This is a genomic window from Glycomyces sp. NPDC046736 (genome assembly GCF_040645615.1).
Taxonomy (GTDB): Bacteria; Actinomycetota; Actinomycetes; order Mycobacteriales; family Micromonosporaceae; genus Glycomyces.
Map to the genome: position 1 here is coordinate 71537 of NZ_JBEYYO010000012.1, position 26875 is coordinate 98411.

22 protein-coding genes and 1 pseudogene are annotated in these 26875 nt (G+C 70.1%); 17 read left to right on the forward strand and 6 right to left on the reverse strand.

Features of this window, described 5'->3' with window-relative positions; genetic code table 11:
• The first annotated feature begins 5 nt into the window (after positions 1 to 5).
• From AB0B28_RS13550 to AB0B28_RS13565, 4 genes are all read left to right on the forward strand, one after another.
• Entirely contained in the window at positions 6 to 1145 is a 1140-nt protein-coding gene (locus AB0B28_RS13550; RefSeq protein ID WP_360120509.1) for an LLM class flavin-dependent oxidoreductase, read from the forward strand.
• An 18-nt stretch (positions 1146 to 1163) separates the two neighbouring features.
• Positions 1164 to 1670, forward strand: a complete 507-nt coding sequence (locus tag AB0B28_RS13555; RefSeq protein WP_360120511.1) for a flavin reductase family protein — start codon at positions 1164 to 1166, stop codon at positions 1668 to 1670.
• A 125-nt stretch (positions 1671 to 1795) separates the two neighbouring features.
• Positions 1796 to 3568: an ABC transporter substrate-binding protein gene (locus AB0B28_RS13560; RefSeq protein ID WP_360120513.1), complete on the forward strand. Its 1773-nt coding sequence runs from the start codon at positions 1796 to 1798 to the stop codon at positions 3566 to 3568.
• A 98-nt stretch (positions 3569 to 3666) separates the two neighbouring features.
• Positions 3667 to 4629: a cation diffusion facilitator family transporter gene (locus AB0B28_RS13565; protein WP_360120515.1), complete on the forward strand. Its 963-nt coding sequence runs from the start codon at positions 3667 to 3669 to the stop codon at positions 4627 to 4629.
• Positions 4630 to 4639: 10 nt separating this feature from the next.
• Here AB0B28_RS13565 and AB0B28_RS13570 read toward each other — a convergent pair whose 3' ends face one another.
• The 3 genes from AB0B28_RS13570 to AB0B28_RS13580 form a co-directional block, all read right to left on the reverse strand.
• Positions 4640 to 5773 (reverse strand): hypothetical protein, encoded by a 1134-nt coding sequence (locus AB0B28_RS13570; protein WP_360120517.1) that lies wholly within the window; start codon positions 5771 to 5773, stop codon positions 4640 to 4642.
• 146 nt (positions 5774 to 5919) lie between these two features.
• A complete protein-coding gene (locus tag AB0B28_RS13575) occupies positions 5920 to 6384 on the reverse strand; it encodes a peroxiredoxin (protein ID WP_360120519.1) in 465 nt (154 codons plus the stop codon).
• 135 nt (positions 6385 to 6519) lie between these two features.
• Positions 6520 to 6900 carry a DUF3052 domain-containing protein gene (locus AB0B28_RS13580; RefSeq protein ID WP_360120521.1) on the reverse strand — a complete coding sequence of 127 codons (381 nt, stop codon included), beginning with the start codon at positions 6898 to 6900 and terminating at the stop codon, positions 6520 to 6522.
• A 410-nt stretch (positions 6901 to 7310) separates the two neighbouring features.
• Between AB0B28_RS13580 and aceE the strand changes: the two genes are divergently transcribed.
• Complete coding sequence (aceE, locus tag AB0B28_RS13585; RefSeq protein ID WP_360120523.1) at positions 7311 to 10040, forward strand: pyruvate dehydrogenase (acetyl-transferring), homodimeric type; 2730 nt, start codon at positions 7311 to 7313, stop codon at positions 10038 to 10040.
• A 209-nt stretch (positions 10041 to 10249) separates the two neighbouring features.
• Here aceE and trxA read toward each other — a convergent pair whose 3' ends face one another.
• On the reverse strand, positions 10250 to 10651 hold the full coding sequence (gene trxA / locus AB0B28_RS13590) for a thioredoxin (protein ID WP_360120525.1): 402 nt from the start codon (positions 10649 to 10651) through the stop codon (positions 10250 to 10252).
• 116 nt (positions 10652 to 10767) lie between these two features.
• Here trxA and AB0B28_RS13595 point away from each other — a divergent pair, with 116 nt between their 5' ends.
• The 8 genes and pseudogenes from AB0B28_RS13595 (at position 10768) to AB0B28_RS13630 (ending at position 20076) form a co-directional block, all read left to right on the forward strand.
• Positions 10768 to 11937: a helix-turn-helix domain-containing protein gene (locus AB0B28_RS13595; protein WP_360120527.1), complete on the forward strand. Its 1170-nt coding sequence runs from the start codon at positions 10768 to 10770 to the stop codon at positions 11935 to 11937.
• 93 nt (positions 11938 to 12030) lie between these two features.
• Positions 12031 to 12954: pseudogene (locus tag AB0B28_RS13600) on the forward strand (ACP S-malonyltransferase); the annotation flags it as partial.
• Positions 12955 to 12962: 8 nt separating this feature from the next.
• Positions 12963 to 13916 carry a beta-ketoacyl-ACP synthase III gene (locus AB0B28_RS13605; protein WP_360120529.1) on the forward strand — a complete coding sequence of 318 codons (954 nt, stop codon included), beginning with the start codon at positions 12963 to 12965 and terminating at the stop codon, positions 13914 to 13916.
• A 26-nt stretch (positions 13917 to 13942) separates the two neighbouring features.
• On the forward strand, positions 13943 to 14179 hold the full coding sequence (locus AB0B28_RS13610) for an acyl carrier protein (protein ID WP_360120669.1): 237 nt from the start codon (positions 13943 to 13945) through the stop codon (positions 14177 to 14179).
• A 1-nt stretch (position 14180) separates the two neighbouring features.
• Positions 14181 to 15398 (forward strand): beta-ketoacyl-ACP synthase II, encoded by a 1218-nt coding sequence (fabF, locus tag AB0B28_RS13615; protein ID WP_360120531.1) that lies wholly within the window; start codon positions 14181 to 14183, stop codon positions 15396 to 15398.
• Positions 15399 to 15552: 154 nt separating this feature from the next.
• Positions 15553 to 16740, forward strand: a complete 1188-nt coding sequence (locus tag AB0B28_RS13620) for a DUF418 domain-containing protein (RefSeq protein WP_360120533.1) — start codon at positions 15553 to 15555, stop codon at positions 16738 to 16740.
• Positions 16741 to 16825: 85 nt separating this feature from the next.
• Positions 16826 to 17359 (forward strand): hypothetical protein, encoded by a 534-nt coding sequence (locus tag AB0B28_RS13625; protein ID WP_360120535.1) that lies wholly within the window; start codon positions 16826 to 16828, stop codon positions 17357 to 17359.
• Between the two features lie 74 nt (positions 17360 to 17433).
• Entirely contained in the window at positions 17434 to 20076 is a 2643-nt protein-coding gene (locus tag AB0B28_RS13630; RefSeq protein WP_360120537.1) for a Dyp-type peroxidase, read from the forward strand.
• Positions 20077 to 20139: 63 nt separating this feature from the next.
• Here AB0B28_RS13630 and asnB read toward each other — a convergent pair whose 3' ends face one another.
• Positions 20140 to 22077 carry an asparagine synthase (glutamine-hydrolyzing) gene (asnB, locus tag AB0B28_RS13635; RefSeq protein ID WP_360120539.1) on the reverse strand — a complete coding sequence of 646 codons (1938 nt, stop codon included), beginning with the start codon at positions 22075 to 22077 and terminating at the stop codon, positions 20140 to 20142.
• Between the two features lie 275 nt (positions 22078 to 22352).
• Between asnB and AB0B28_RS13640 the strand changes: the two genes are divergently transcribed.
• Positions 22353 to 23006, forward strand: coding sequence for a response regulator transcription factor (locus AB0B28_RS13640; protein WP_360120540.1), 654 nt, complete (start codon positions 22353 to 22355; stop codon positions 23004 to 23006).
• Positions 23003 to 24172: a histidine kinase gene (locus AB0B28_RS13645; protein ID WP_360120542.1), complete on the forward strand. Its 1170-nt coding sequence runs from the start codon at positions 23003 to 23005 to the stop codon at positions 24170 to 24172. Before AB0B28_RS13640 ends, AB0B28_RS13645 begins: the two co-directional genes overlap by 4 nt.
• Here the strand turns inward: AB0B28_RS13645 and AB0B28_RS13650 are convergent.
• The gene (locus AB0B28_RS13650; protein ID WP_360120544.1) at positions 24169 to 25005 is read right to left on the reverse strand and encodes a phosphoribosylaminoimidazolesuccinocarboxamide synthase; all 837 of its coding nucleotides are present in this window, start codon (positions 25003 to 25005) and stop codon (positions 24169 to 24171) included. The genes AB0B28_RS13645 and AB0B28_RS13650 overlap by 4 nt on opposite strands.
• Positions 25006 to 25134: 129 nt before the next feature.
• On the opposite strand from AB0B28_RS13650, the gene lipA reads away from it, so the two are divergent.
• Entirely contained in the window at positions 25135 to 26073 is a 939-nt protein-coding gene (gene lipA, locus AB0B28_RS13655; protein ID WP_360120546.1) for a lipoyl synthase, read from the forward strand.
• 30 nt (positions 26074 to 26103) lie between these two features.
• The gene (locus AB0B28_RS13660) at positions 26104 to 26799 is read left to right on the forward strand and encodes a DUF4191 family protein (protein ID WP_360120548.1); all 696 of its coding nucleotides are present in this window, start codon (positions 26104 to 26106) and stop codon (positions 26797 to 26799) included.
• Positions 26800 to 26875: the final 76 nt, after the last annotated feature.

The window sequence follows — 26875 nt, forward strand, 5'->3', positions numbered from 1 at the left end:
AAGCTATGAGCGCGTTGCAGTTCCATTGGTTCCTGCCCACGAACGGCGGCGACGGCCGCCAGGTGGTCGACGGCGGGCACGGCGTCGACGCCGGGGCCTCGGCCCGGCCAGCGTCGGTGTCCTATCTCGGGCAGGTCGCGCGGGCCGCCGAGGACAACGGGTTCGCGGGCGCGCTGACCCCGACCGGCGCGTGGTGCGAGGACGCGTGGGTGTCCACGGCCATGCTCAGCCAGGTGTCCGATCGCTTGAAGTTCCTGGTGGCGTTCCGGCCCGGGGTGGTCTCGCCGTACCTGGCCGCGCAGATGGCCGGGACGTTCCAGCACCTTTCCGGCGGGCGGCTGCTGCTCAACGTGGTCACCGGCGGGGAGTCGCACGAGCAGCGCATGTACGGCGACTTCGAGGACAAGGACGCGCGCTATGAGCGGTGCGGGGAGTTCCTGCACATCGTGCGCCGCCTGTGGGCCGGGGAGACCGTCGACTTCACCGGGAAGCACCTGCGGGTCGAGGGCGCGCGGCTCGCGCAAGTCCCGGACCCGGTGCCCCACATCTACTTCGGCGGGTCCTCCCCTGCCGCTGGATCGGTGGCCGCCGAGCACGCCGACGTGTACCTGACCTGGGGCGAGCCGCCCGAGGCGGTGGCAGCGAAGATCGCGTGGATCCGCGAGCTGGCCGCAGGGCGCGAGCGCCCGATCCGGTTCGGGCTCAGGGTCCACGTGATCAACCGCGACAGTGCCGCCGAGGCCTGGGCCGAGGCCGACCGGCTCCTGGCCGGGATCGGCGACGCCGACATCGCCCGCGTCCAGGAGGGACTGCGCCGCTCCGAATCGGAGGGCCAGCGCCGGATGCTCGCCCTCAACGGCGGCACCAGGTCGGGCCTGGAGGTCAGTCCCGGCCTGTGGGCCGGGATCGGGCTGGTGCGCGGCGGGGCGGGCACGGCCCTGGTCGGCTCGCACGCCGAGGTGGCCGACCTGATCGAGGAGTACCACCGGGCGGGCGTCGAGGAGTTCGTGCTCTCGGCCTACCCGCATCTGGAGGGCGCGTACTGGTTCGGCGAGGGCGTGCTGCCCGTGCTGGCCCGGCGTGGCCTCTGGGAGCACCCCGCTCCGATGCGCCGCAGGGCCGCGGCCGTCCCCTTCGCGAGCTGACCCTTCGGGAGGCACCCCATGTCCATCGTTCCCTCTCTGACGACCAACCAGGACCTCGACCCCAAGCGGCTGCGCGAGGCGTTCGGGGTGTTCCCGACCGGTGTGGTGGCCGTGGCCGCCGAAGTGGACGGGCGGGTGACGGGCCTGGCCGCGAGCTCGTTCACCTCGGTGAGTCTCGACCCGCCGCTGGTGTCGTTCTCGATCGCGACCGCTTCGAAGACCTGGCCAGATCTGCGCCGGGCCGCGCGGCTGGGGCTGACGGTGCTCGCGGCCCATCACGGGGCGGTGTGCCGCCAGCTCGCCGGGGACCCGGCGCGGCGCTTCGAGGGGCTCGCGGTGAGCGTCTCGGACCTTGGCGCGGCCACGCTCGACGACGGGCTGGCGCGGTTCGACTGCTCGGTGTTCCAGGAGGTCGCCGCCGGCGACCACGTGATCGTGCTGCTGCGGCTGCACGCGGTCGAGCACGCCGATACCGCTGGGCCCCTGGTGTTCCACCGCAGCGGGTTCAGTCGGCTCGCCGATTAGGGTCCGGCGAGTGTGAGATACACGAGTATTCCTATCGTTTTAATTGACTTTCTTGACAGAGGAGGTAACGTCTGTGTGAGCCCTACCGGGGCACACCCCCGCATACATCGCGAAAGGCACAAGCCATGCCCGAATCCAAGGCGCCGACCCGCGGCGTCCTGATCAGACCCTTCGCCGCCGTCGCGGCCGCCCTCACCCTGGTGCTCGCCGCGTGCGGAGGCGGCGAGGAAGGCGCCGACACCGGCGTCGGCTTCGAGGACTGCGTGACCGAGCCGACCAGGTGCAACTCCGGCCCCCGGGCCGAGGGCGGCGACCTCGTGTGGGCCGTCGACGGCCAGTGGGAGGCCTGGGGCCAGGCCGACATCTACGGTTCCAGCCTCGCCACCTCGATCATCAACCAGCCCCTGCGCCCCTCGGTCTTCTCCTTCGACCAGAACGGCGAGATCCACTACAACGACGGCATCTACGCCGAGGGCCCCGAGCTCCTCGCCGAAGCGCCCTTGACCGTCGCCTACCACCTCAAGGACGACGCGACCTGGGGCGAGGGCACCCCGATCGGCATCGACGACTTCGTGTGGCACTGGAAGGCCACCTCCACCGACGACGCCCAGTGCGCCGCGTGCGTCCCGGCCTCCAGCTGGGGATCCAACGTGGAGACCATCGAGGAGGGCGAGGACGGCTCGATCGTGGTGACCTACAAGGAGGGCTACCTCGACGCGGAGTGGTACGCGGCCGGGGTCATCACCCACCCCGCGCACATCGCCGAGGCCCGCGGGTACCCGAACTGGCGCACGGACGCCGAGGAGATGGCCGCTTCCGTGCGCGACTTCTCGGAGAACCCGCCGCTGGACTACAGCGCCGGACCGTTCAAGATGGTCGAAGGCGTCCTGGGCGACTACGCCAAGTACGTGCCCAACGAGGAGTGGACCGGCTCGCAGCAGTCCACGCTCGACTCGTTGACGCTCAAGTACATCCAGGGCGCCGACGCGATGGTGACCGAGCTGCGCCAGGGCACGATCGACGGGGCCGCCCCGTCGAGCTTCGACCCCGAGGTGCTCAACCAGCTCGCGTCCGAGAGCGACATCAAGTTCTCCGTCGCGCCGCAGTCGGGCTGGTCCCACATCGACGCGAACTTCGACAACCCGTTCCTGGCCGAGGAGCCGCTGCGCCGCGCGGTCTTCACCGCGCTCGACGCCCAGGAGATCGTCGACCGGGCCTACGGGAACGCCTACGCCGACTCCGAGGCCATGAAGAACCTGCTCTTCCGACCGGGCTCTGAGTACTTCACCGACCAGATCACCGAGTCCGGGCTCGGCTCGGGCGACCTCGACGCAGCCCGCGGCATACTCGAGGAGGCCGGATACACCTGGGAGGGCGAGCAGCTCCTCACCCCCGCCGGTGAGGCCGTCTCGCTGCGGTACCGCACCGGCATCGAGGGCAACGCGTTCACCCCGATCATCCAGGACCTGGTGATCACCTACCTCGCCGACCTCGGCGTGGAGGTCGTGACCGACCCGATCCCGGCCGGCGGCCTGAACACCGTCCTCGAAGAGCGCGACTGGGACCTCATCCAGTTCAGCTGGATCGAGACCCCGCTGTTCGCGTCCTCGGCCGCCGACTACTGGGGCGAGGAGGGCCACACCGGCTTCCAGAACGACGAGGTCGACCAGATCGCCGCCGAACTGGCCACCACCCTCGACCGCGACCGCGCGGCCGAACTGAACAACCGGGCCGGCCAGATCTCCATCGACCAGTCGGTGCAGCTCCCCCTCGCGTGGGTCCCCGCACTCGTCATGGTCAACGAGGACGTGGTGAACGTCCGCGACAACTGGGCGACCACGATGCGCGTGTTCTCCAACGTGGGCGAATGGGGCTACCTCGACAAGAACGAGGACTAGCCGCGACGACCATAGGCGGTCGGACCTTCGGGTCCGGCCGCCTTCGTCATGCCCCGACTTTCCCGTCTCGGGTGCTCCGCTCGCATAGGCTCGTTCCCGTGAGCGATGCCGGGGTGAAGTCGGAGAGCGTGCTGACCGTGCTCGTGGCGGGGTTGATGAACCTCGCGATCGCCATCGCGAAACTCATCGCCGGGGTCCTGTCGGGGTCGGCGGCGATGGTGTCGGAGGCCGCGCACTCGGCGGCCGACACCGTCACCGAGGTCATGCTGTACATCGCGCTGCGCAACAGCGTCAAGCCCGCCGACGAGGCGCACCCGTTCGGCTACGGGTCCACCGCGTACATGTGGGCCGCGCTCGCTGCCGCGTTCACGTTCGTGGCAGGCGGGCTGTTCTCCATCACGCACGGCTTCCACTCGATGCACGACGGCGGCGAGACCGACTACCTCATCTCCTATGTGGTGCTGGCGATCGCGTTCGTGCTCGAAGCGGTCTCGTTCCTGCGCACCATCGTCCAGATCCGCAGCGAGTCACGTCACTGGAAGGTCCGCCCGGCCCGGTTCCTGCGCTACACCCCGGACACGAGCCTCAAGGCGGTGTTCCTCGAAGACCTCGCGGCGCTCATCGGCCTCCTCCTGGCCGCGCTGGGCCTCATGCTCACCGAGATCACCGGCGACCCGTTCTACGACGGCGGCGCGTCCGTCCTCATCGGCGTGCTGCTGCTGATCGTGGCCGTGCTTCTGGGCCACGCGAACATATCGCTCCTCATCGGCCGCAGCCTCCCCCCGCGCTTCCGCGCCTCGGTCAGGGCCGAACTGGAGTCCACCGAGGACGTGACCGCGGTCCAGGACCTCCTCACCCTCCAGCTCGGACCGACCTCGGTCCTGGTCGCGGCCAAGATCGACTTCCGCGACGACGCAACTGGCGAAGCCATCGAGCGCACCAGCAGAGCAGCCGAAGCCCGCCTGAGGCAGCGCTACCCGATGATCACGTACGTCTTCTTGAGCCCCTGGGGCGAAGCCGCGCCCACACCGGACGAAGCGCTCAGACCACCGTCGCCTTGACGCATGGCGCTCACGCCCCGATGACCTCCTGCGCCTTCTCCAGGTGGCCGCGCATCTCCTCTTGCCAGGCGTAGGTCTCGTCTTCGACGTCAAGGTAGAAGCGCAGCTGCGCCTGCTGCCAGGCATGCTCAGCGGCTTCACGGAAGCCGGTCTCGTCGCCGCACTCGGCGAAGTCGAGGGCCAGGTCGGTCTCGAACGCGAACCAGCCCTCGAAGTCGTCGGCCTCGGGGGCGTCGGCGGGCGGGTCGGGCCACGCGGTCCCGGCATCCTCATAGGAGTGCAGCGGGTACTCGCCCTCCCCCGATTCGGAGAGGTACTGGTTGACCAGCAGGTAGCCGTTGTGGAACTCCCAGCCCGACGAGCCTCGGTCGTCCAGGCAGTCGACGAGGTCGCCTTCGGCGTCGGCGGTGCGCTTCTCGTACCGCTGGTGCATGTCCGCCCAGTCGCCCATCGGCTGCTCGGGCCGGAACGTCCAGTCGGTGGAGCCCTCTTCCTCGTTCTCGGTGCCTTCGAGCCCGCCGTAGACCGCCTCGATCATCTCCAGCTTGCAGCCGCCCGGCGGTGGGTTGGTGTAGATCTCCTCGCCGTTCTCGTCGGTCTCGCGCCCGGGCCCGCCGAGGTCGGGGTGCATCTCCGTGGCCCAGGCCTCGCCCGCGTAAGCCACGTACCAGGCGTACTGCTCGCTCGGTTCGAGGTGGTAGAACTCGGCGGGCTCCTCGCCCCAAGGCGTCCCGAACTCGGACTCCTCGAACGCCGTCCATTCGGCGTAGAGGTCCGGGGCCGCGGTCTCGGCCACGTCGAGCGTGGCCCACTGCCAGAACCCGCGCTCGGCGGCCTCCTCGCGGGTGGGCAGGAACCACTCGTAGGGGGCGTCTTCGAGGAAGGTCTCGCGCTCGCCGCCGGTCCAGCTGGTGAACTCGTCGGGAGAGTGGAGGGTGAACCCCTGCTCTTCCAGGCAAGCCTGGACGATCCTGGCCTCGGCCGCGTCGAGCTCCTCGATGAGGCGGACGCCCTCGTTGTACATGTCGGTGACCTGGTCCTCGTACGCGGCGAAGTCGAGGTCCTCCTCATCGGACTCGAAGAAGGAGCAGCCCGCGAGCGCGAGAAGCGCCGTGGAGGCGATGGCGATGGGGATGCGCGGCATGGGGTTCCCGTCGTCTGCGGTGCGAGGCGTGTCTTCCGAAAGACTTTCAGACAGACGCGCTCGGGACGCCCCCGGGTCGCGTTGGAAGGCGGACGAATCGCATGAAGAAGGGCCGCCGGTCTCCCGGCGGCCCTTCGTTCTGGTTGTCAGGCTTGGAGTTCGGCCAGGGCCTTCTGCCAGGCGGCCTGGTCGCGGGCCTCGCCGGGGAGGTTCATCTCGCTGAAGCGGACGACGCCCTCCTTGTCGATGACGAACGTGCCGCGGTTGGCCATGCCCTTCTCGGCGTTGAAGACGCCGTAGGCCTGGGCGACCTCGCCGTGCGGCCAGAAGTCGCTCAGGAGCGGGAACTCGAAGCCCTCGCGCTGCGCCCAGACCTTGTGGGCGAACGGGGAGTCGACCGAGACGCTGAGGACCTGCACGTCGTCGGTCTGGTAGGCGTCGAGGTTGTCGCGGATGCCGCACAGTTCGCCTTCGCAGACGCCGGTGAACGCGAACGGGTAGAAGACGAGCAGGACGTGCTTGTCGCCGGCGAAGTCGGCGAGCGAGACCTCCTGGTTGTTCTGGTCCTTGAGGGTGAAGCCGGGGGCCAAAGTTCCGGGTTCGATCGTCATCGGGCGCTCCTCGGGTACGGCCCCGCGAGGGGCCAACGGTGGTCGGTCGGGCTCGACGTTAGCGCCCCGTTCCCGCGGGCCGTGGGAGCCCGGCGCGGACGGGGCCTGGATGACACGTGTCGCGGCGAGGAGGACTCAGCGCCGGGCCACGACCATGCGGTAGGCCACCCAGTCGGGGGACGCGTTGAGGGTCTTGGTCGATTTGAGACCGGCCAGCGCGCCGGACTCCTCGACGTCGGCGGGGTCGATGTGGCCGCGCCGTCCGGCCTTGGGGGTCAGGAGCCACACGACCCCGGACTCCTCGAGCGGGTCGCGGGCGTCCAGGAGGACGTCCACGAGGTCGCCGTCCTCGTCGCGGCACCACAGGAGCACCGCGCCGACGATCTCGTCGGAATCCTCGTCGAGGAGCTCCCCGACAGTGTCGATGACCGCCGATCGCAACGCGGCGTCGACGTCGGTGTCGAAGCCGATCTCCATGACGGATTCGACGCCGTCGAGCCCGAGTCGCTGTACCACGCTCGATGAGTCCACCGGGCTGCCCGGAGCGTTCACTGCTTCATCCTCCAAAGGTCGACCTGCCAGAGCGCGCGCTCTGCTGTGCACAGCATATGAACTAGAGCATATGAGGTGGGGCATATGGCCGACTCGCGTGCCCGAGCGGGACGAGCCCCGGCAAGCGGTCGCACGGGCCTGACCGGCGAAGGTGAGGACTCGTTCACGTGCTCGTCATCTCATCGGGCCGGAGTGCGATGCGCGGCGGTGCAGGTGAACGCCGTGCCAGGTCGCGGGAGTGTGGGCGCGGTCGCATCAAGGCGGGTGGGCGCACGATGCTCGCGGTAGATTCAAGGGAGGATGGTGGAGAACGATGACACTCTGCTGCCTAAAGTAACCCTGCACAGCCGCAGTCTTAGAACGAGGGATCGCCCGTGACCACGGAACAGAACCGGCCGCCCATCAGTGACGGATTGCCGACCCAAGTACCGGACACTGACCCGGGGGAGACCACCGAGTGGCTGGAATCCCTGGACGGCCTCCTCGACGCCGGCGGCCGCACCCGCGCCCGCTACGTCATGCAGCGGCTGCTCGAACACGCCCGCAAGCGCCAGATCGGCGTTCCGGCGTCCACGAGCACCGACTATGTGAACACCATCCCGGTCGAAGCCGAGCCGCACTACCCCGGTGACGAGGCCGTCGAGCACCGCATCCGCGCGTTCGTGCGCTGGAACGCGGCGATGACCGTCCACCGCGCGCAGCGCCCCGGCATCGGCGTCGGCGGGCACATCTCGACCTACGCCTCCGCGGCGAACCTCTACGAGGTCGGCTACAACCACTTCTTCCGCGGCCGCGGCCACGCCGGCGGCGGGGACCAGATCTTCTTCCAGGGCCACGCCTCCCCCGGCATGTACGCCCGCTCCTTCGTGGAGGGACGCCTCACCGAGGACGACCTCGACGGCTTCCGCCAGGAGGTCTCGCGCCCCCAGGGCGGCCTGCCGTCCTACCCCCACCCGCGCCTGATGCCCGACTACTGGCAGTTCCCGACCGTGTCGATGGGCCTGGGCCCGATCAACGCGATCTACCAGGCGATGTTCAACCGCTACATGGACGACCGCGGCATCGCCGACACCAAGCAGCAGCAGGTGTGGGCGTTCCTCGGCGACGGCGAGATGGACGAGGTCGAGTCGCGGGGCGCGCTCCAGTTCGCCTCCGGCGCCGAGCTCGACAACCTCACGTTCGTCGTCAACTGCAACCTCCAGCGCCTCGACGGGCCGGTGCGCGGCAACGGCAAGATCGTCCAGGAGTTGGAGTCGTACTTCCGCGGCGCGGGCTGGAACGTCATCAAGGTCATGTGGGGCCGCGAGTGGGACCCGCTGCTGGCCGCCGACGCAGACGGCGCGCTGGTGAACCTCATGAACACCACGCCCGACGGGGACTACCAGACCTTCAAGGCCGAGTCCGGCGCGTTCATCCGCGAGCACTTCTTCGGGCGCGACACGCGCACCAAGGCGCTGGCGCAGCACATGACCGACGACCAGATCTGGGACCTGCGGCGCGGCGGCCACGACGACCGCAAGATCTACGCCGCGTACAAGGCCGCGACCGAGCACGAGGGCCAGCCCACGGTGATCCTCGCGCACACCGTCAAGGGCTACAAGCTCGGCTCGACCTTCGAGGGCCGCAACGCGACCCACCAGATGAAGAAGCTCTCGCTGGACGACCTCAAGGGCTTCCGCGACGCGCTCGACATGCCCGTCACCGACGCGCAGCTCGAAGAGAACCCGTACCTGCCGCCGTACGTGACGCCCGCGAAGGACTCGGCCGAGCACGAGTACCTCCAGGAGCGGCGCAAGGCCCTCGGCGGCCCGATCCCCTCGCGCAGCAACACGGTCGTGCCGCTGAACCTGCCGAACTCGGACGCCTACAAGTCCACCAAGCGCGGCTCGGGCAAGCAGAAGATCGCCACCACCCAGGCGCTCGTGCGTCTGCTCAAGGACCTGATGCGGGACAAGGAGATCGGCAAGCGCTGGGTCCCGATCATCCCCGACGAGGCGCGCACGTTCGGCATGGACGCGATGTTCCCGACCGCGAAGATCTGGTCGACGCACGGCCAGCAGTACCTCTCGGTCGACCGCGACCTCTTCTTGTCCTACAAGGAGTCCGAGCAGGGCCAGCTCATGCACGTGGGCATCAACGAGGCCGGTTCGATGGCCGCGTTCACCGCCGCGGGCACCTCCGGGGACACCCTCGGCGAGCCGATGATCCCGTTCTACATCTTCTACTCGATGTTCGGGTTCCAGCGCACCGCCGACTCGATCTGGGCGGCCACCGACCAGCTCGCGAACGGGTTCCTCGTGGGCGCCACCGCGGGCCGGACCACGCTCAACGGCGAGGGCCTCCAGCACGAGGACGGCCACTCGATCCTCTTGGCGCACACCAACCCGGCGGTGATCTCCTACGACCCGGCGTTCGGCTACGAGCTCGGCCACCTGGTCCAGGACGGCCTCAAGCGCATGTACGAGGACGGCGAGCACGTCTTCTACTACCTGACGGTCTACAACGAGCCGATCGTGCAGCCCGCCGAGCCGCAGGACGTGGACGTCGAGGGCATCCTCAAGGGCATCCACAAGGTATCGACCTCCGAGGCGACCGGGCCGCGAGTACAGCTGCTCGCCTCCGGTTCGGGCATGCCGTGGGCGCAGAAGGCGGTGGAGCTCCTCGCCGACTGGGGCGTGGCCGCCGACGTGTGGTCGGTCACCTCGTGGTCGGAGCTCAACCGCGACGCCATCGCGGCCGACCTGCACAACCTGCGCCACCCCGAGGCCGACAAGCGCGTCCCGTACGTCACCGAGAAGCTCACGGGCGCCGAGGGGCCGTTCGTGGCCGTCAGCGACTACATGCGGTCGGTCCCCGACCTCATCAGCCGCTGGGTGCCGGGCGACTACACCTCGCTGGGCACCGACGGGTTCGGCCACTCCGACACCCGCGGGGCCCTGCGCCGCCACTTCAACGTCGACGCCGAGTCGATCACCGTGGCCGCGCTCCAGCAGCTCGCCGCCCGAGGCGAGGTCAAACCCGAACTCGCGGCCCAGGCCGCGGCCGAGTACAAGATCACCGACCCGACGGCGGCGGAAGCCGGCGAAGCGGGCGGCGACTCCTAAGAGCGACGGCTGAGGGCCCCGGGCGATGCGCCCGGGGCCCTCAGCCGTGTCCGCCGCGATCCATCTGGGGCCCTTCGTCGCGTCCGCCGCGATGCGCCCGGACACGACGAAGGGCGGGACGCGATGCGTCCCGCCCTTCGATCGTCTCGCCTTCATGCGCTCGCCGCAGATCCTATAGGATATATCCTATAGGGATCGTGGGGCGGCGCCTAGTGCTGGTGGCCGTCGTGGTCGTGGTGGTCGTGGCCTTCGGCCTCTTCCTTCTCGACTTCGGCGCGGACGGCGTCCATGTCGAGTTCCTTGACCTTGCCGATGATCTCCTCCAGCGCTGCGGGCGGCAGGGCGCCGGGCTGGCTGTAGAGGAGGATGCCGTCGCGGAAGGCCATCAGGGTCGGGATCGACTGGATCCCGGCCTCGGCGGAGAGCTCCTGCTGGGCTTCGGTGTCGATCTTCCCGAAGACGACGTCGGCGTGCTGCTCGCTCGCGGCCTCGAACGTGGGCGCGAACATCTTGCAGGGCCCGCACCAGTCCGCCCACCAGTCGACCAGCACGATGCCGTTCCCGGTGACGGTCTCCTCGAAGTTGTCCTTGGTCAGTTCAACCGTGGCCATGTGGCCCCTCCCTGTCGTGGCTTCTGTGGTGCTCTTCCGCGCAACAGTAGTGGCGACCGCGCTATTCCGGCCGACGGCGGTGCGCGGCGCGCGCCACGTCTGGCAGGCTATAGGGCATGGACCTGGCCACGACCATTCAGAACATCGAACGCTCCTCCTCGGCGCTGACGACGCAGTCCCTCACCCGGATGGACGAGCGCCTCCCCTGGTTCCGCGACCTGCCCGCCGAGCAGCGCTCGATGGTGACCCTGGTGGCGCAGGCGGGGGTGCGGCAGTTCCTCGAATGGCTGCGGCACTCCGGCGACGACCTGGGCTCCTCGGACATGGTCTTCGAGGCCGCGCCGCTCGAGCTCGCTCGCGTGATCTCCCTCCAGCACACCGTCGCCCTCATCCAGGTCGTCATCGACGTGGTCGAGGAGCAGGTGCCCCAGCTCGCCGCCGAAGGCGAGGAGTCGCAGCTGCGCGAGTCGGTGCTGCGCTTCAGCCGCGAGATCGCGTTCGCCTCCGCCCGCGTCTACGCCCGCGCGGCCGAGACCCGCGGCGCGTGGGACGCGCGGCTCCAGGCGATGCTCGTCGACGCGCTGCTGCGCGGCGACAACCCCGACGAGCTCATCAGCCGCGCCGCCGCGCTCGGATGGTCGGAGACGCAGACCATCACCGTGGTCTGCGGGGCCACCCCCGGCGGCGAGGCCACGCTCGTGCTCCACTCGGTGCAGCGGGCCGCCCGGCGGCTCGGACTCGACATCCTCGCGGGCGTCCACGGCGCGCGCCTGGTGCTGCTCCTGGGCGGCGTCAAGGAACCGGTCGAGATCGTCGAGAAGCTCACCGGTCAGTTCGGCGACGGGCCGATCGTGGTGGGCCCCACCGTGAACGGCCTCGCCGACGCCTCCGCGTCGGCACTGGCGGCCGTGGCCGGGCACCGCTCGGCCCCGGCCTGGCCCGACGCCCCGCGGCCGGTCACCGCGACCCAGCTGCTCCCCGAGCGGGCCATCGCCGGGGACGAGGCGGCCTACACGAGCCTGCGCGAGGTCGTCTACACGACCCTGCGCCGCGCCGGGGGCGAGCTCCTGGAGACGATGGACGCGTTCATCGCCTCGGGCGGGGTCCTCGAAGGCACCGCCCGCGAGCTGTACGTCCACCCGAACACGGTTCGCTATCGCCTCCGCCGCATCCAGGAGGTGACCGGTTTCTCCCCCACCGATCCCCATGACTCGTTCGTTCTGCGTGTGGGGTTGACCATAGGGAGGCTGGAGAACTCGTCGGGCACCCGGCGTTCTCGCAGTTGACAATCAGTGTTGTAGATTCCCTACAAGAACTGCACGGGCTTTCAGTTCTCTGACAGCTCCCGTATCCCATGCCGCCGATGCGAAAGTCATAGTGTGCTTGCCATTCTCGCCCCCGGGCAGGGTTCGCAGAAGCCCGGGTTCCTCAAGCCCTGGATCGCCGACCCCGCCGCGGCCGCTCGCCTGCGCGACTGGTCCGACCTCATCGGCCTCGACCTCGTCCGCCTCGGCACCGAGGCCGACCAGGACGAAATCACCGACACCGCCAACACCCAGCCGCTGCTCGTGGCCGCCGGAATCCTGGCCGCCGAGCGACTGCTCGCAGACTCGGAGGCCTTTGACGTGGTCGCCGGGCACTCGGTCGGGGAGCTCACCGCGCTCGCGATCGCCGGGGTCCTCAGCCCCGAGGCCGCCGTGCGCCTCGCCGCCGTGCGCGGGCGCGAGATGGCCGCCGCGTGCGACATCGAGCCCACCACGATGGCCGCCGTGCTCGGCGGGGTCGAGGAGGAGGTGCTCGCCGCGATCGAGTCGGCCGGCGCGTGGCCGGCCAACCGCAACGGCGCGGGCCAGATCGTGGCCGCAGGGCCCGTCTCGGCCGTCGAGAAGCTCAGCGCCGACCCGCCCGCCAAGGCCCGCGTCATCGCCCTCAAGGTCGCCGGGGCCTTCCACACCCCGCACATGGCCCCCGCGCAGGAGGCACTCGAAGCGGTCGCCGCCGAGATCGAGGTCGCCGACCCGCAGCGCACGCTCCTGTCCAACCGCGACGGGAAGCCCGTGTCCAGCGGCAAGGCCGCGTTGCAGCAAATCGTGGCTCAGGTCACGTCACCGGTCAGGTGGGACGCCTGCATGAGTACGCTTGGAGAACTGGGCGTCACGGCGGTCGTCGAACTGCCTCCCGCGGGGACGCTCACCGGGCTCGCCAAGCGGGCCCTCAAAGGTGTCGAACGGGTCAACGTGAACACCCCCGAGGACCTGGCGGCCGCCGCCGACCTGGCTTCCCAAGGCAGTGCAGCGAACGAAGGAGTCGAGTGAGCGTCAACGGATCGCGCGTCGTCAGCGTCGGCCACTACCAGCCGGAGAAGATCCTCACCAACGAGGACCTGTCCAAGATCGTCGACACCACCGACGAGTGGATCGTCTCGCGCGTGGGCATCAAGGAGCGCCGCATCGCCGCCGAGGACGAGAAGGTCGCCGACATGGCGATCCGGGCCGCCCGGCAGGCCCTCGAGAACTCCGGCTACGGCCCCGGCGACATCGACATGGTCGTGGTCGCCACGGTCTCGGCCAAGGACATCTGCCCCAACACCGCCTGCCGCGTCGCCGAGGCCCTCGGCCTCGACGTCCCGGCCGCCATCGACGTCAACACCGCCTGCTCGGGCTTCGAGTACGCGCTGGCCCAGGCCGACATGGCGATCCGCCTCGGCAGCGCCAAGCGCGCCATCGTGATCGGGGCCGAGAAGCTCACCGCAGTCACCGACTGGGAGGACCGCACCTCGTGCGTGCTCTTCGGCGACGGCGCGGGGGCGGTCGTGGTCGAGGGCACCGACGACCCGGCGCTGGCCATCAGCCCGGTGGTGTGGGGCTCCGAACCGTCGATGAGCGACGTCATCCGCATCGAGGAGGACGTGCCGTTCATCAAGCAGGCCGGTCAGACGGTCTTCCGCTGGGCCACCACCCAGCTGGCCCCGCTCATCGAGAAGGTCGCCGAGCGGGCCGACGTCAAGATCTCGGAACTGGCGGCCTTCGTGCCGCACCAGGCGAACCTGCGGATCATCCAAGGCATCGCCAAGCGCCTCGACTTCAGCGACGACTGCATCGTCGCCGAGGACATCGTCTACTCCGGCAACACGTCGGCGGCATCGGTGCCGCTGGCGCTGTCGAAGTTGGTTCAAAGTGGCAAGGTGGCCTCCGGCGCCCCGATCCTCCTGTTCGGATTCGGCGGCGGGCTCACCTACGCCGGGCAGGTCATCCGCTGCCCGTAACTATCGAGAGGAAATAACTCATGGCTCTGTCTCGTGAAGAGATCACCGAAGGCCTGTCCGACATTCTCGAAGAGGTCGCGGGCGTCAACCCCGACGACGTCGCCGAGGGCAAGTCCTTCACCGACGACCTTGACGTCGACTCGCTCGCCATGGTCGAGGTCGTCGTCGCCGCCGAAGAGAAGTTCGGCGTCAAGATCCCCGATGACGAGGTCGCCAACCTGAAGACGGTCGGCGACGCCGTCTCCTACATCGCGAAGGGTTAATGTGACTGAGGTAGTCGTGACCGGGCTCGGCGCGACCACTCCCCTCGGCGGGGACGTGGCGTCGACCTGGGAAGCACTCGTGGCCGGGCGGTCGGGAGTCCATGTGCTCGACCACGAATGGGCACAGGAACTCCCCTGCCGCATCGCCGCCGAACTGGCGGTGGAGCCCTCCGAGGTCCTGCCTCGGGTCCGGCTGCGCCGTCTCGACCGCTCCGAGCAGATCGCGCTGATCGCGGCTCAGCAGGCGTGGGACGACGCGGGGCTGAACGACGACCTCGAAAAGGAACGCCTCGGCGTCGTCTTCGGCTCCGGGATCGGCGGGGCGCTCACGCTCCTCGCCCAGGACGACATCCTGGAGCAGAGCGGCCCGCGCCGGGTCTCGCCCTTCACCGTGCCCATGCTCATGCCCAACGGCCCCGCGGCCGTGGTCGGCCTGGAGTTCCAGGCCAGGGCCGGCGTGCACGCCCCCACCAGCGCGTGCGCCACTTCGGCCGAGGCCATCTCGTGGGCCGCCGACATGATCCGCCTCGGCCGCGCCGACGTGGTCGTGGCCGGCGGTTCGGAAGCGGTCATCGGCGGCCTGCCGATGGCCGGCTTCTCCTCGATGAAGGCCATGTCGACCCGCAACGACGACCCCGAGCACGCCTCTCGGCCCTGGGACTCGGGCCGCGACGGCTTCGTGATGGGCGAGGGCTCGGGCGCGCTCATCCTGGAGCGCCGCGACCACGCCGAGGCCCGCGGGGCCCGGATCTACGCGGTCGTGGCCGGTTCGGGCCTCACCTCCGACGGGTTCGACATCGTCCAGCCCGACCCGGAGTGCCGCGGCGGCGGACGGGCGATGGCGGCCGCGATCCGTCAGGCCGGCATCGACCCCAAGGACATCGGACACGTCAACGCCCACGCGACGTCCACGCCGGTGGGCGACATGGCCGAGGTCAAGGGCATCAAGCGCGAGGTCGGCGACCACGTGGTGCTCACCGGGACCAAGTCGATGACCGGGCACCTGCTCGGCGGCGCGGGCGCGGTCGAGTCGATCGCGGCCATCATGGCGATCGTGGACGGGGTCATCCCGCCCACGATCAACCTGGAGGACCCCGACCCGGCGCTGGACCTGGACGTGGCCGCGAACGAGGCCCGCAAGGTCGAGCTCAACGCCGCGCTGAACACGGCGTTCGGCTTCGGCGGGCACAACGCGGCGCTCCTGTTCACCAAGGCGTAGCGAGTAAGCACGCGAAGGGCCCCACCGCGATGCGGTGGGGCCCTTCGGCATTCGCGGATGGTGGTGCTGGCGGTACCGCGCGAGGGGCGGGATCTTCATACAATGAAGGCGGAAACCACGGAAACCCGTCACCGAGCATAAAGGAGCATCCGAGATGTCAACTGCCACAAGGCAGGACACTGGGCCGCCCACGCCCATCACCAAAGCCGAACGCTCGCTCGCACCCGACATCGCGCGCGGCGGCATGCTGCTGTTCATCGCCCTCGCCAACGTCCCGGTCCACTTGTGGGGCATGACGCAGGACAAGTACAACCACAACACCGGCCAGTCGGTCGCCGACCACGTCGCGTACTTCATCGAGCAGCTGCTCATCGCCGACCGGTCCAGGCCGATGTTCGCGATCCTGTACGGGTTCGGCATCGCCGTCATGGCCTCGCGCATGTTCGCGCGCGGCATGGAGGCCAAGGCCGTCCGCAAGGTCCTGCGCCGCCGCTCGTGGTGGCTCATCCTGTTCGGATTCGTGCACGCGATGCTGCTGTTCTTCGGCGACATCCTGGCCCCGTACGGGGCCGCCGGGCTCATCGCGCTGTTCTTCGTGCACCTCTCCGACAAGGGCCTGAAGAAGTGGCTGTGGTGGACCTCCGCTTACGTGGTGGTCGTCGGCGCGCCGGTCATGGCGTTCGCCTACACCTCGCCCCAGCCGCCGACCTCCAGCACGGGCTCGCTGTACCTCGACCAGATCATCACGGGCGCGGTCGCCTCGCCGGTGGCCTCGCTGGCCATCGTCGTCACCGGTTCGTTCTTCCCCCTGATCATCGCGGGCATGATGCTCCAGCGCGCCGGAGTGCTCAACCACCCCGAAGACCACCTGCCGGTGCTCAAGAAGCTCTTCGTCTCCGGCATGGTGGTGAACGTCCTCAGCTCGCTGCCGGTGGCGCTCATCGGGCTCGGCGCGTGGGAGCCCGCGAAGGGCGTGTGGATCGGCGCGCTCTACCTGACGCTGCTGGGCGGCATGTACGCCGGGCTCGGGTACATCTGCGGGTTCGCGCTGCTGGCGCACAAGCTGCGCGGCTACGGCAGGCGCGGCGTGCCCGGGGCGCTGGCTGCGGTCGGCGAGCGGTCGCTGACCAGCTACCTGCTCCAGTCGATCATCATGGCCCCGCTGCTGGCGGCCTGGGGCTTCGGCCTCGGTGAGCACCTGGGCTACCTGGGCGCGTTCGGGTACGCGTTCGCGACCTGGGCGGCCACGGTGGTCATCGCGGTCCTGCTGGACAAGGCCGGGAAACGCGGCCCGTTCGAGGTCGTGCTGCGCCGTCTGACGTACGGCCGCAAGAAGGCCTAGTCCCTCGTGAAACTCGCCCCCGCGTCGATGTGCCGACGCGGGGGCGCGGCTTTGCCTGCGGGCGTGGCACAATACGCGCGTGCAGGTGAGCGAGACTCCGTTCCGACTGCTGCGGGCCGCCGTGTTCGCCGCCGTCTCGGTGTCCGCTTCGCTGCTGCTGCACCTGTGGAGCGGCGGCCACGCTCCTGGCTTCGTGCCGCTGGTGGGGGCGTACTTCGCGGTGTTCGGTCTCGCGTACGCCGTGGGCGTTTCGCAGCGCGGGCTGGCCTCGCTCGCGCCGTTGTGCCTTCTGGCCCAGTGGGGTCTGCACGAGCTGTTCGAGCTCGGTGCGGCCGAGGCGCTGGGGCACGCGCACGGCGCGGGCGTGAGCATGTGGCTGGTGCACGTCGCGGCGGCGCTGGCCCAGGCCTCGTGGCTGGCGCGCGGCGACGCCGCGCTGGCGGCCCTGCTGGACCTGGTGACGCTGTTCGCGGCCCGCGCGATGCGGGTGCTCGGCGCCGGTGCGCTGGTCGCGGTGCGGCCGAGGCGGTTCCTCACTCGGGCGCGGGTGCCGCGTCCGGTCTCGGCGGTGCGGACCGCCATCTCGCGGCGCGGCCCGCCGCGGCTCGCTTTCTCTTGAGTCTTCTCGTCCCCCAGCGCGTTCGGCGCTGACCCCTGCCCGTGATCCGATCCGGGCTGCTCAGAAAGCGAGCCATGAACCATCGATACAAGGCTGCCCTGCGGCGGCTGCTCCTCCGGCTGCATTTCTTCGCCGGGATACTCATCGCACCATTCTTGCTGGTCTCGGCGTTGACCGGGCTGGCCTACGCACTCTCATATCCATTGGAGGACTACCTGTACGAAGACCTGCGGACCGTCGATCCCGGCGGCGAGCCGCTGCGGCTGAGCGAGCAGGTGAACGCCGTGACCGAGGCGCACCCGGACTGGCCGGTGACCGCGGTGCGGCCCGCGGCCGGGCCCGAGGCCGCCACGGCGGTGCTGGTCGACGACGGGACCCTGCGCGACTCGGGTGCCGTCGCGGTCGTGTACGTGGACCCGTACACCGGGGAGGTGCTCGGCGATTCGACCTCGTACGGGTCCTCGCAGGCCGGTCCGGTGCGCGAGTGGGTCTCCACGCTCCACCGGCACCTGCACCTCGGTGAGGTGGGCCGGATCTACTCCGAGCTGGCGGCGAGCTGGCTGTGGGTGGTGGCGCTCGGCGGCGTCGTGCTGTGGCTCGGCCGCCGCAGGTCGAACCGGCGGGCCGCCTCGGCCCGGTCGCGGACGCTCGCGTGGCACGGCCCGGTCGGGCTGTGGCTGGCCGCGGTGCTGCTGTTCCTGTCGGCGACGGGTCTGACGTGGTCGAAGTACGCCGGCGAGCACGTCTCGGAGCTGCGCGCGGCACTGAGCTGGAGCACTCCGGCGCTCACCGCCGATTCGGGCGCGAGCGCGGGCGACCATGCCGCGCACGGGCACGTCGATGCGGGCGGCGCGTCGGGGTTCTCGGTGGCGCTGCTCGACGCGGTCCACTCGGCGGCCCTCGACGCGGACCTGGAGGGGCCGTTGCAGATCACGCTGCCTTCGGGTGCGGGGACGCAGTTCCTGGTGGCCGAGACGCAGCGGTCGTTCCCGGTCCAGCAGGACCAGTTGGTCGTGGAGACCGCTTCGGGCGCACCGGAGGTGGCCCAGGAGCTGCGGTTCGCGGACTGGCCGTTCATGGCGCAGGTGACGAACGTGTTCATCGCCGCCCACATGGGTCTGCTGTTCGGGCTGGCGAACCAGCTGGTCCTGGCCGTGGCGATGGTGGCTTTGGGGTGCCTGATCGTGTGGGGGTACCGGATGTGGTGGCTGCGCAGGCCGCGCGGCGGCCTCGTCGGCAGGCCGTATCCGCGCGGGAGCCTGCGGCAGCTGCCGTGGCCGCTGGTCGCAGTGGTGTTGGCGGTCGCGGCCGGGGTGGGCTGGTTCCTGCCGCTGCTGGGGATGCCGTTGGCGGCGTTCGTGATCGCCGACGTGGCGCTCGGGTGGTGGGGTTCGCGACCGAAGGACCCCGAGCCCGGGGAGCGGTCTGGACCGGTCGTGTCGCGGCGGGCCGCGCTGGCCACGGCGACGCTGACGGCGGCCGTGGGCGCGGGAGCCGGTGCGGCGATCGCGTCGGGGCGAGGCGACGAAGGTGCTGGTGGCGAGGAGGCGAGCCTGGGCACCGAGCCGTTCTACGGCGAGCGTCAGGCGGGGATCGCGACGCCGATGCAGGGGCACGCGCTGTTCGCGGCGTTCGACCTCGCGGCGAGCGATGCCGCTTCAGGTGAGGCGCTGGACGCCGCCGGGGTGGCGGCGAATCTCGAAGCGCTGCTGAAGGACTGGTCGGCGGTGGCCGCCGCGCTCGCGGCCGGGCAAGCGCCGCCGAAGGCCGCGATCGACGGGCCGGAGCAGTTCGACGCCGAGGCGGTGGCCGCGGGGCTCGCCCCGGCGAGGCTGACCGTGACGTTCGGGATCGGCCCGGCGGCCTTCGCCAAGACCGGTCTGGAGGCGGCGCAGCCCGCGAAGCTGGTGGAGCTGCCCGAGTTCGACGGGGACCGGCTCAACCCGGCCTGGTCGGGCGGGGACCTGCTCGTCCAGGTGTGCGGCGACGACCGGCAGGTCGTCAGCGGCGCTTTTCTGGAGCTGCGCAAGCGGGCGGTGGGGCTGGCCGCGCTCGCGTGGGTGCAGGAGGGTTTCTCGTCGGGCGCGGGCGGCACGCCGCGGAACCTCATGGGGTTTAAGGACGGCAGCGCGAACCCCGAGGCCGGGGGCGAGGAGTTCGACGCCCGCGTGTGGGCTTCGGAGGCGGAGCCGTCGTGGTTCGAGGGCGGCACGTACCTGGTGTTCCGCAAGATCCGGATGCGGTTGCCGGACTGGTCGATGCTCTCGGCCGAGGACCAGAACCTCACGATCGGGCGGGAGCGGGACTCAGGGGCGCCGCTGAGCGGTGGCGGGGAGTTCGACCATCCGGACTTCGCGGCGCTGGACGCGTCGGGGCTGCCCGCGGTGCCCGCCGACGCGCATGTGGCGGTGGTCCACGACGCGCCGATGGTGCGGCGGGGCTACAACTACGACTACGGGTTCCTCACGCAGTCCGAGGTGAGCTCGGACGCGGCCGGGCAGGCGCACGAGGACGGGCACATGCACGCCGCGCGGCCCTATGACGCGGGGCTGCTGTTCGTGTCGTTCCAGGCCGATCCGCAGGCGTTCGTGGACGCGCAGGAGAAGATGGCGGCCTCGGACCGGTTGTCGGAGTTCATCGTCGCCGAGGGCAGCGCGGTGTTCGCGCTGCCGCCGGGGGCCGGTGAGGGCGGGTTCGTGGGCTCGGGCCTGTTCTAGGTGGTGAGGGCCCGGCTCGCGGCATTGCCGCGGGCCGGGCCCTGTTTCCGGGGGGAGGAAGGTTCAGACGGCGGCCGGGGCCTGGTTCGGGGTCAGGTTGACCGTGTTCTGGGCGGCGCGCGGGGCCCTGGCGCGGCCCGCGCCGACCGGGGGCCGGTCGAGCTGGGAGTACCAGAGGCAGAAGATCATCACGGCCCAGACCTTGCGCGAGTTGTCGGCCTCGCCGTCGCGGTGGGCCCGCAGGAGGCCGCGCGCGTACTCGATGTCGAGCAGGTGGCCGCACCCGGCGGTCGCCATCACGTGGTCGGCCCACTCGAACATGGCCCCGGCCAGCCACTGCCGGTGCGGGGTCGGGAAGCCGAGCTTGGGGCGCTCCACGATCTGAGGCGGCACCAGGTTCGCCACGGCCCGGCGCAGCGCGGTCTTGGTCTGCTGGCCGTGGAGGCGGTGCTCGACCGGGACGCGGGAGGCCACGTCCCAGACCACGCGGTCGAGGAACGGCACCCGCAGCTCCAAGCTGTGCGCCATGGACATCCGGTCGGCCTTGACGAGGATGTCGCCCCGCATCCAGGTGCTCAGGTCCATGTGCTGCATGCGCGTGGTCGGGTCCAGGTGCGCCGAGGCCTCCCAGATCGGGTCGGTGACCTCGCGGAACGAGGAGACCTCGCGGTGGAGCAGGCGGCGCTTGGCGTCGCCGGTGAAGATCTTCGCGTTGCCCACGAAGCGTTCCTGGAGCTCGACGGTGCCGCGTTCGAGGAAGCTCTTGCCCTTGACGCCTTCGGGAAGCATCGCCGAGGCGCGGCGCAGCAGGTGCTTGGTCGAGGCCGGCAGCGACTCGATGCGCTTGAGCGACAACGGCTCGTGGTAGATCCGGTACCCGCCGAACAGCTCGTCGGCGCCCTCGCCGCCCAGCGCCACCGTGACGTGCTCGGCGGCGGTCTTGGACACGAAGTACAGCGGGACCAGGGCCGGGTCGGCCACCGGGTCGTCCAGGTGCCACACGATGTTCGGCAACTCGGCGATGACGTCCTCGACCGACACCGGGGCGGGGATGTTCCGCACCCCCAGCGCTGCCGCCGACGCGGAGGCCACCTCGGACTCGTCGAAGAGGTTCGGGTCGGTGAACTGCGCGGTGAACGTCAGGATCCTGGGGTCGACCTCGCGGGCCAGCGCCACGATCGCGGTCGAGTCGATGCCGCTGGACAGCAGCGCCCCGACCGGGACGTCCGACTGCATGTGGGCGCGCACCGAGTCGCGCAGGGCCTCGCGGATCTCCTCGGCGAGGCGCTCGCCGTCGGGGACGTGCTTGGGGCGGAACATCGGCTCGAAGTAGCGCTGCTGGCGCGGTTCGGTGCCGGGCCGGAACATCGCGAAGTGCCCGGCCTCGAGGCGGTGCACGTGGCGGTGGAGCGTGGCCGGTTCGGGCGCGTACTGGAAGGTCGCGTAGTGGGCCACCTGGTCGGGGTCGACGAAGTCGGGGTTGGCGAGCCCGGGCAGGACCTTCTTCTCGCTGGCGAGCCAGGTCGCGCCGTCGAAGTTGGTCCAGTAGAGCGGCTTGATGCCGAACTGGTCGCGGGCGGCGAAGAGGAGGTCGGCCGACCGGTCGTAGACCACGAACGCGAACATGCCGCGCAGGCGGTGGACCAGGTCGGGGCCCCAGTGTCGGTAGGCGGCCAGGAGCACCTCGGTGTCGCCGCGGGTCGTGAAGGTCTCGCCGTGGACGCGCACGAGCTCGTCGCGCAGTTCCAGGTAGTTGTAGATCTCGCCGTTGAAGACGATCGTGTACCGCTCTGGGTCGGTCTCGTCGCCCCGGCTCATCGGCTGATGGGAGGCGTCGAGGTCGATGATCGAGAGGCGTTGGAAGCCCATGAGGACCCGTTCCCCGGCGCTGACCACGGCGCTCTCGTCGGGGCCGCGGTGGGCCAGGAGCGCCAGTGCCGCGGCGAACCGCCGGGCGTCGGCTTCGGGGTTAGCGCCGGCGCGGACTGCGAAGCCGCACATGGTGCCTCCAGGGAATCGGATGGGTGGGGCTTCAAGCGTCGCCGCTCGCGCCCGCGCGCACCTCCCTCTATGCGCCGGAGCCGGTCCGGTGGAGGTCCCCCTCCGAATTGGACCCTTGGACACCCCGGTTGACGTTCGATGGTCCTGAGTCAGTCTGCCGATGGTCGGGGTTTCTTATCCGTCTACTGGATGGAAGTCGACCCGCCGTTCGTCGGGTCACCGGCCCCAGGGATGATGAGCCCTCACATGGTGAATAGGTTGCAGGGGAGGTCCACGTGATCCGAGTGCTGATCGTCGACGACGAAGCTCTCATCCGCTCGGGTTTCACCCATATCCTGAGCGCCGCCGAGGACATCGCGGTCGTCGACGCCGTCTCCGGCGCGGACGCGGTGGACCGGGTCATGACCTTGCGCCCCGACGTGGTGCTCCTGGACATCCGGATGCCGGACGTCGACGGTCTGACCGTGCTCAAACGCCTCAAGAACCTCTCCCACCCCCCGATCACCGCGATGCTGACCACGTTCGACACCGACGAGTACGTGTACACCGCGCTGCGTCTGGGCGCGGCCGGGTTCCTGCTCAAGGACACCGAACCCGAGCACCTGGCCTACCAGGTCAGGGCCCTGGTCACCGAAGGCGCGGTCCTGTCGGCGAAGGTCACCCAGGCGGTGGTGGCCGGGTACCTGGAGCGCTCGGACGCCAACCGGCCCAACCCCCGCCTCGACCGGCTCACCGAACGCGAACGGCAGATCCTGCTGCTGTTGGCCGAGGGCAAGTCCAACGGGGAGATCTCGGCCGAACTGTTCCTGGGCCTGGGCACCGTCAAGGACCACGTCTCCTCGATCCTCACCAAACTCCAGGTCTCCAACCGGGTGCAGGCGGCGCTGGCCGCGCACGACGCGGGGCTGCTCCGAGGGGACCCTGAGTGACCCTGTGGGGGCTCTCGCGGCCGGTGCCGCAGTGGGCCTTCGACGCGGTCGTGATGACGGTGGCCGTGGTGCACCTGCTGCTGGTCCTCTCGATCGACAACCAGCCGGCGGCCTCGTTCGCGATCCTGGGGGTCGCGGCCCTGCTGTTTCGCCGCCGCTTCCCGTTCCTGGTGCTGCTGGTGACGCTCCCGGCGGCGGCCATGGTCGGCGAGAAGGTCGCTTCGATGATCGCCGTCTACAGCCTCGCCCGCCGCGCCCGCCGCCCGTGGGTGTCGGTGGCCGGGGCGGCGCTGCTGGCGGCGTGCTTCATGTTCTGGAACTCAAGCCTCATATACGTCTTCCTGTACGACGCCGACTACACGGTCGCGGAGGCGCTGCACTGGTCGTTCTGGGGCGAGCTGCCACTGCGCAACCAGCTGTACTACGCCGTGCTGGCCTGCGTCCCGGCGATCATCGGGTACATCCAGCGGTCCCGCAGGGCGCTGTCGGACCGGCTCGTGGAGATCGAGGAGGCCCGCGAGCACGAGCAGCTCCTGCTCACCCAGCAGGCGCTCTCGGCCGAGCGGGCGCAGCTGGCGCGGGAGATGCACGACGTGGTCTCGCACCAGGTGAGCCTCATCGCCGTCCAGGCCGGGGCGATGCAGGTCCAGGCCCGCGACGAGGAGGTCCGCGAAGGCGCGGCGATGATCCGGCGCCTCAGCGTGACCACCCTGGAGGAGCTGCGGAACATGGTGCGGGTGCTGCGGGCCTCGGGCTCGCGGGCGACCGAGCTGGCACCGCAGCCGACCCTCGAAGACCTGGACGCGCTGGTCGACGGCTCAGGGATCGAGGCGACCTTGAAGGTCGACCGGATCATCGGGCTCGACCCGGCCGCGGAGCGGGCGATCTACCGGACCGTGCAGGAGGCGCTCACCAACGCCCGCAAGCACGCTCCGGGCGCTTCGGTCGCGGTGACGGTCGCGAACTGGGCCGACGGCGCGGACGTGAGCGTGGTGAACACGCCCGGTTCACGCCCGGTCCTGGAACTGCCGAGCTCCCGCCACGGCCTTTTGGGCCTGCGGCAGCGGGCCGAACTGCTCGGCGGCACCTTCTCGGCCGACCCGACGGTCGACGGGGGCTGGCGGGTCCGGATGTGGGTCCCGAGGGTCTCGGGCCGGGCCGATTAGCGCCAGCGCTCGCCGGTGAGGAGTTCGTAGGCCTCGACGTAGCGGGCGAGGGTGGCCTCGACGATCGCCTCGGGGATCTCGGGGGCCTCGCCGTCATCGGGCCGCCAGCCGGTGGACAGGGCCCAGTCGCGCACGAACTGCTTGTCGAACGAGGGCTGGGTCTGGCCGGGCTTCCAGGCCTCGGCGTCCCAGAACCGCGAGGAGTCCGAGGTGAGGACCTCGTCGGCGAGGGTCAGCGTGCCGTCCTGGTCGAACCCGAATTCGAGCTTGGTGTCGGCAATGATGATGCCTTTGGCCAGGGCGATCTCGCTGCCGCGGCGGTAGACGGCCATCGTCAGGTCGCGGATGCGCTCTGCCAGGTCGGGGCCGAGGCGGTCGGCGGTCTGCTCGAACGTCTCGGGTTCGTCGTGCTCGCCGATGTCGGCCTTGGTGGAGGGGGTGTAGATCGGCTCGGGCAGGCGCGAGCCGTCTTCGAGGCCCGCGGGGAGGGCGATGCCGCCGACGGTGCCGGTGCGGCGGTATTCGGCGAGCCCGGAGCCGGTGAGGTAGCCGCGGGCGATCGCCTCGACCTTGACGATGTCGAGGCGCTTGACGCGCAGCGCCCGCCCGGCGAACTCGGCGGGGACGTCGGTCGATGAGACCACGTGGCCCGGCACGAGGTCACCGAGGCGCTCGAACCACCACAGGCTCAACGCGGTCAGCAGTGCGCCCTTGCCGGGCACGGGCGTCGGGAGGACCACGTCGTAGACGCTGACCCGGTCGGAGGCGACGAGCACGAGGTCGTCCCCGTCGCTGTAGACGTCGCGGACCTTGCCTTGGTGAATGAGTTCCACTGCTGTTCCCTCCGGAGTGCTCGGCGGCTCTGATTAGACCAGCGGGAACGTCATCCTACGTCTGGTGCGCGCGGTCGCTGTGCCCAGCGACACCTGCCGGTCCGCGGACTCGCGGCGTAGTCTGGGTCCGTGACTTCCGTACAGCCTGAAGGACGCAAGATGCTGCGCCTCGAGGTGCGCAACTCCCAGACCCCGATCGAGCGGAAACCCTCCTGGATCAAGGTCAAGGCCAAGACCGGCCCGGAGTACACCGAGCTGCGGAACCTCGTCAAGAGCGAGGGGCTGCACACGGTCTGCCAAGAAGCCGGGTGCCCCAACATCTACGAGTGCTGGGAGGACCGCGAGGCCACGTTCCTCATCGGCGGCTCCCAGTGCACGCGCCGGTGCGACTTCTGCCAGATCGACACCGGCAAGCCCGGCCCGCTCGACCGGCTGGAGCCGATGAAGGTCGCCGACTCGGTCAAGACGATGGGCCTGAAGTACGCCACCGTCACCGGCGTGGCCCGCGACGACCTGGAGGACGGCGGGGCGTGGCTCTACGCCGAGACCGTCCGCCAGATCCACGCGGCGATCCCCGACTGCGGCGTCGAGCTGCTCATCCCCGACTTCAACGCCGAGCCCGACCAGCTCGCCGAGGTGTTCTCCTCGCGGCCGGAGGTGCTCGCGCACAACGTCGAGACGGTGCCGCGGATCTTCAAGCGCATCCGCCCCGCGTTCCGCTACGAGCGCTCGCTCGAAGTGATCACCAAGGCCCGCGAGGACGGCCTGGTCACCAAGTCGAACCTGATCCTCGGCATGGGCGAGACCCGCGAGGAGATCTCGCAGGCCCTCAAGGACCTGCACGCGGCCGGGTGCGAGCTGATCACGATCACCCAGTACCTGCGCCCGACCAAGCGCCACCACCCGGTCGACCGGTGGGTCAAGCCCGAGGAGTTCGTGGAGCTCTCGGCCGAGGCCGAGGAGATCGGTTTCGCGGGCGTCATGAGCGGTCCGCTCGTGCGCTCCTCGTACCGGGCGGGGCGTCTGTACCGACAGGCGATCGACGCCCGCGCCGAAGCCCGCGCGTAGCGCCCGGCGCCGCACACTAGAATCGAGAACATGGCAAAGCAGCAGGACAAAGAGACGTTCGGGTCACGCCTGAAGACCATCGGGATGGCCATCAAGTTCACCAACCAGCGGGACAAGCTGTTCCTGCCGTTGGAGGCCGCCGCGATCCTGCTGCCGTTCGTGATCGTGACCGCTTTGGTGATCTTCGCGGACTTCTCCCTGATCTGGTTCGTCAGCTCCCTGTTCGTGGCGCTGCTGGCCGGCCTCATCGTGCTCAACATGCGCACCACGAAGGTGGTCAACAACGAGGCGATCGGCAAGCCGGGTGCGGCGTACGCGCTGATCGACGGCATCCGCGGCTGGCAGGTCACGCCGGGCGTGGCGGCCCTGTCGGAGACGCAGATGGTCCACCGCGCGGTCGGCAAGGCCGGCGTGGTGCTCCTGGGCGAGGGCGGCGGCAAGGTCCGCAAGCTGCTCGGCCAGGAGAAGAAGCGCATCTCGCGCGTGGTCGGCTCGACCCCGGTGTACACGTTCGCGGTCGGCGAGGGCGCTAACGACGACTTCTCGGTCACCGAGGTGCGCAAGCGCCTCATGAAGCTTCCGAAGAACATCGACTCCAAGGCCGCCAACCACATCGCCAAGCGTCTCGACGCCCTCGGCATCGGCATGGCGATCCCCAAGGGCCCGATCCCCACCAGCACCAACGCCGGAAAGGGAGCCCGCCGAGCAATGCTCCGCGGCCGCTAGGCCACCAGACGAACGACAGCCCGGCGGGGAACTCCCCCACCGGGCTTCGTCGTATCCACGGCCGAAAACGCCCCTT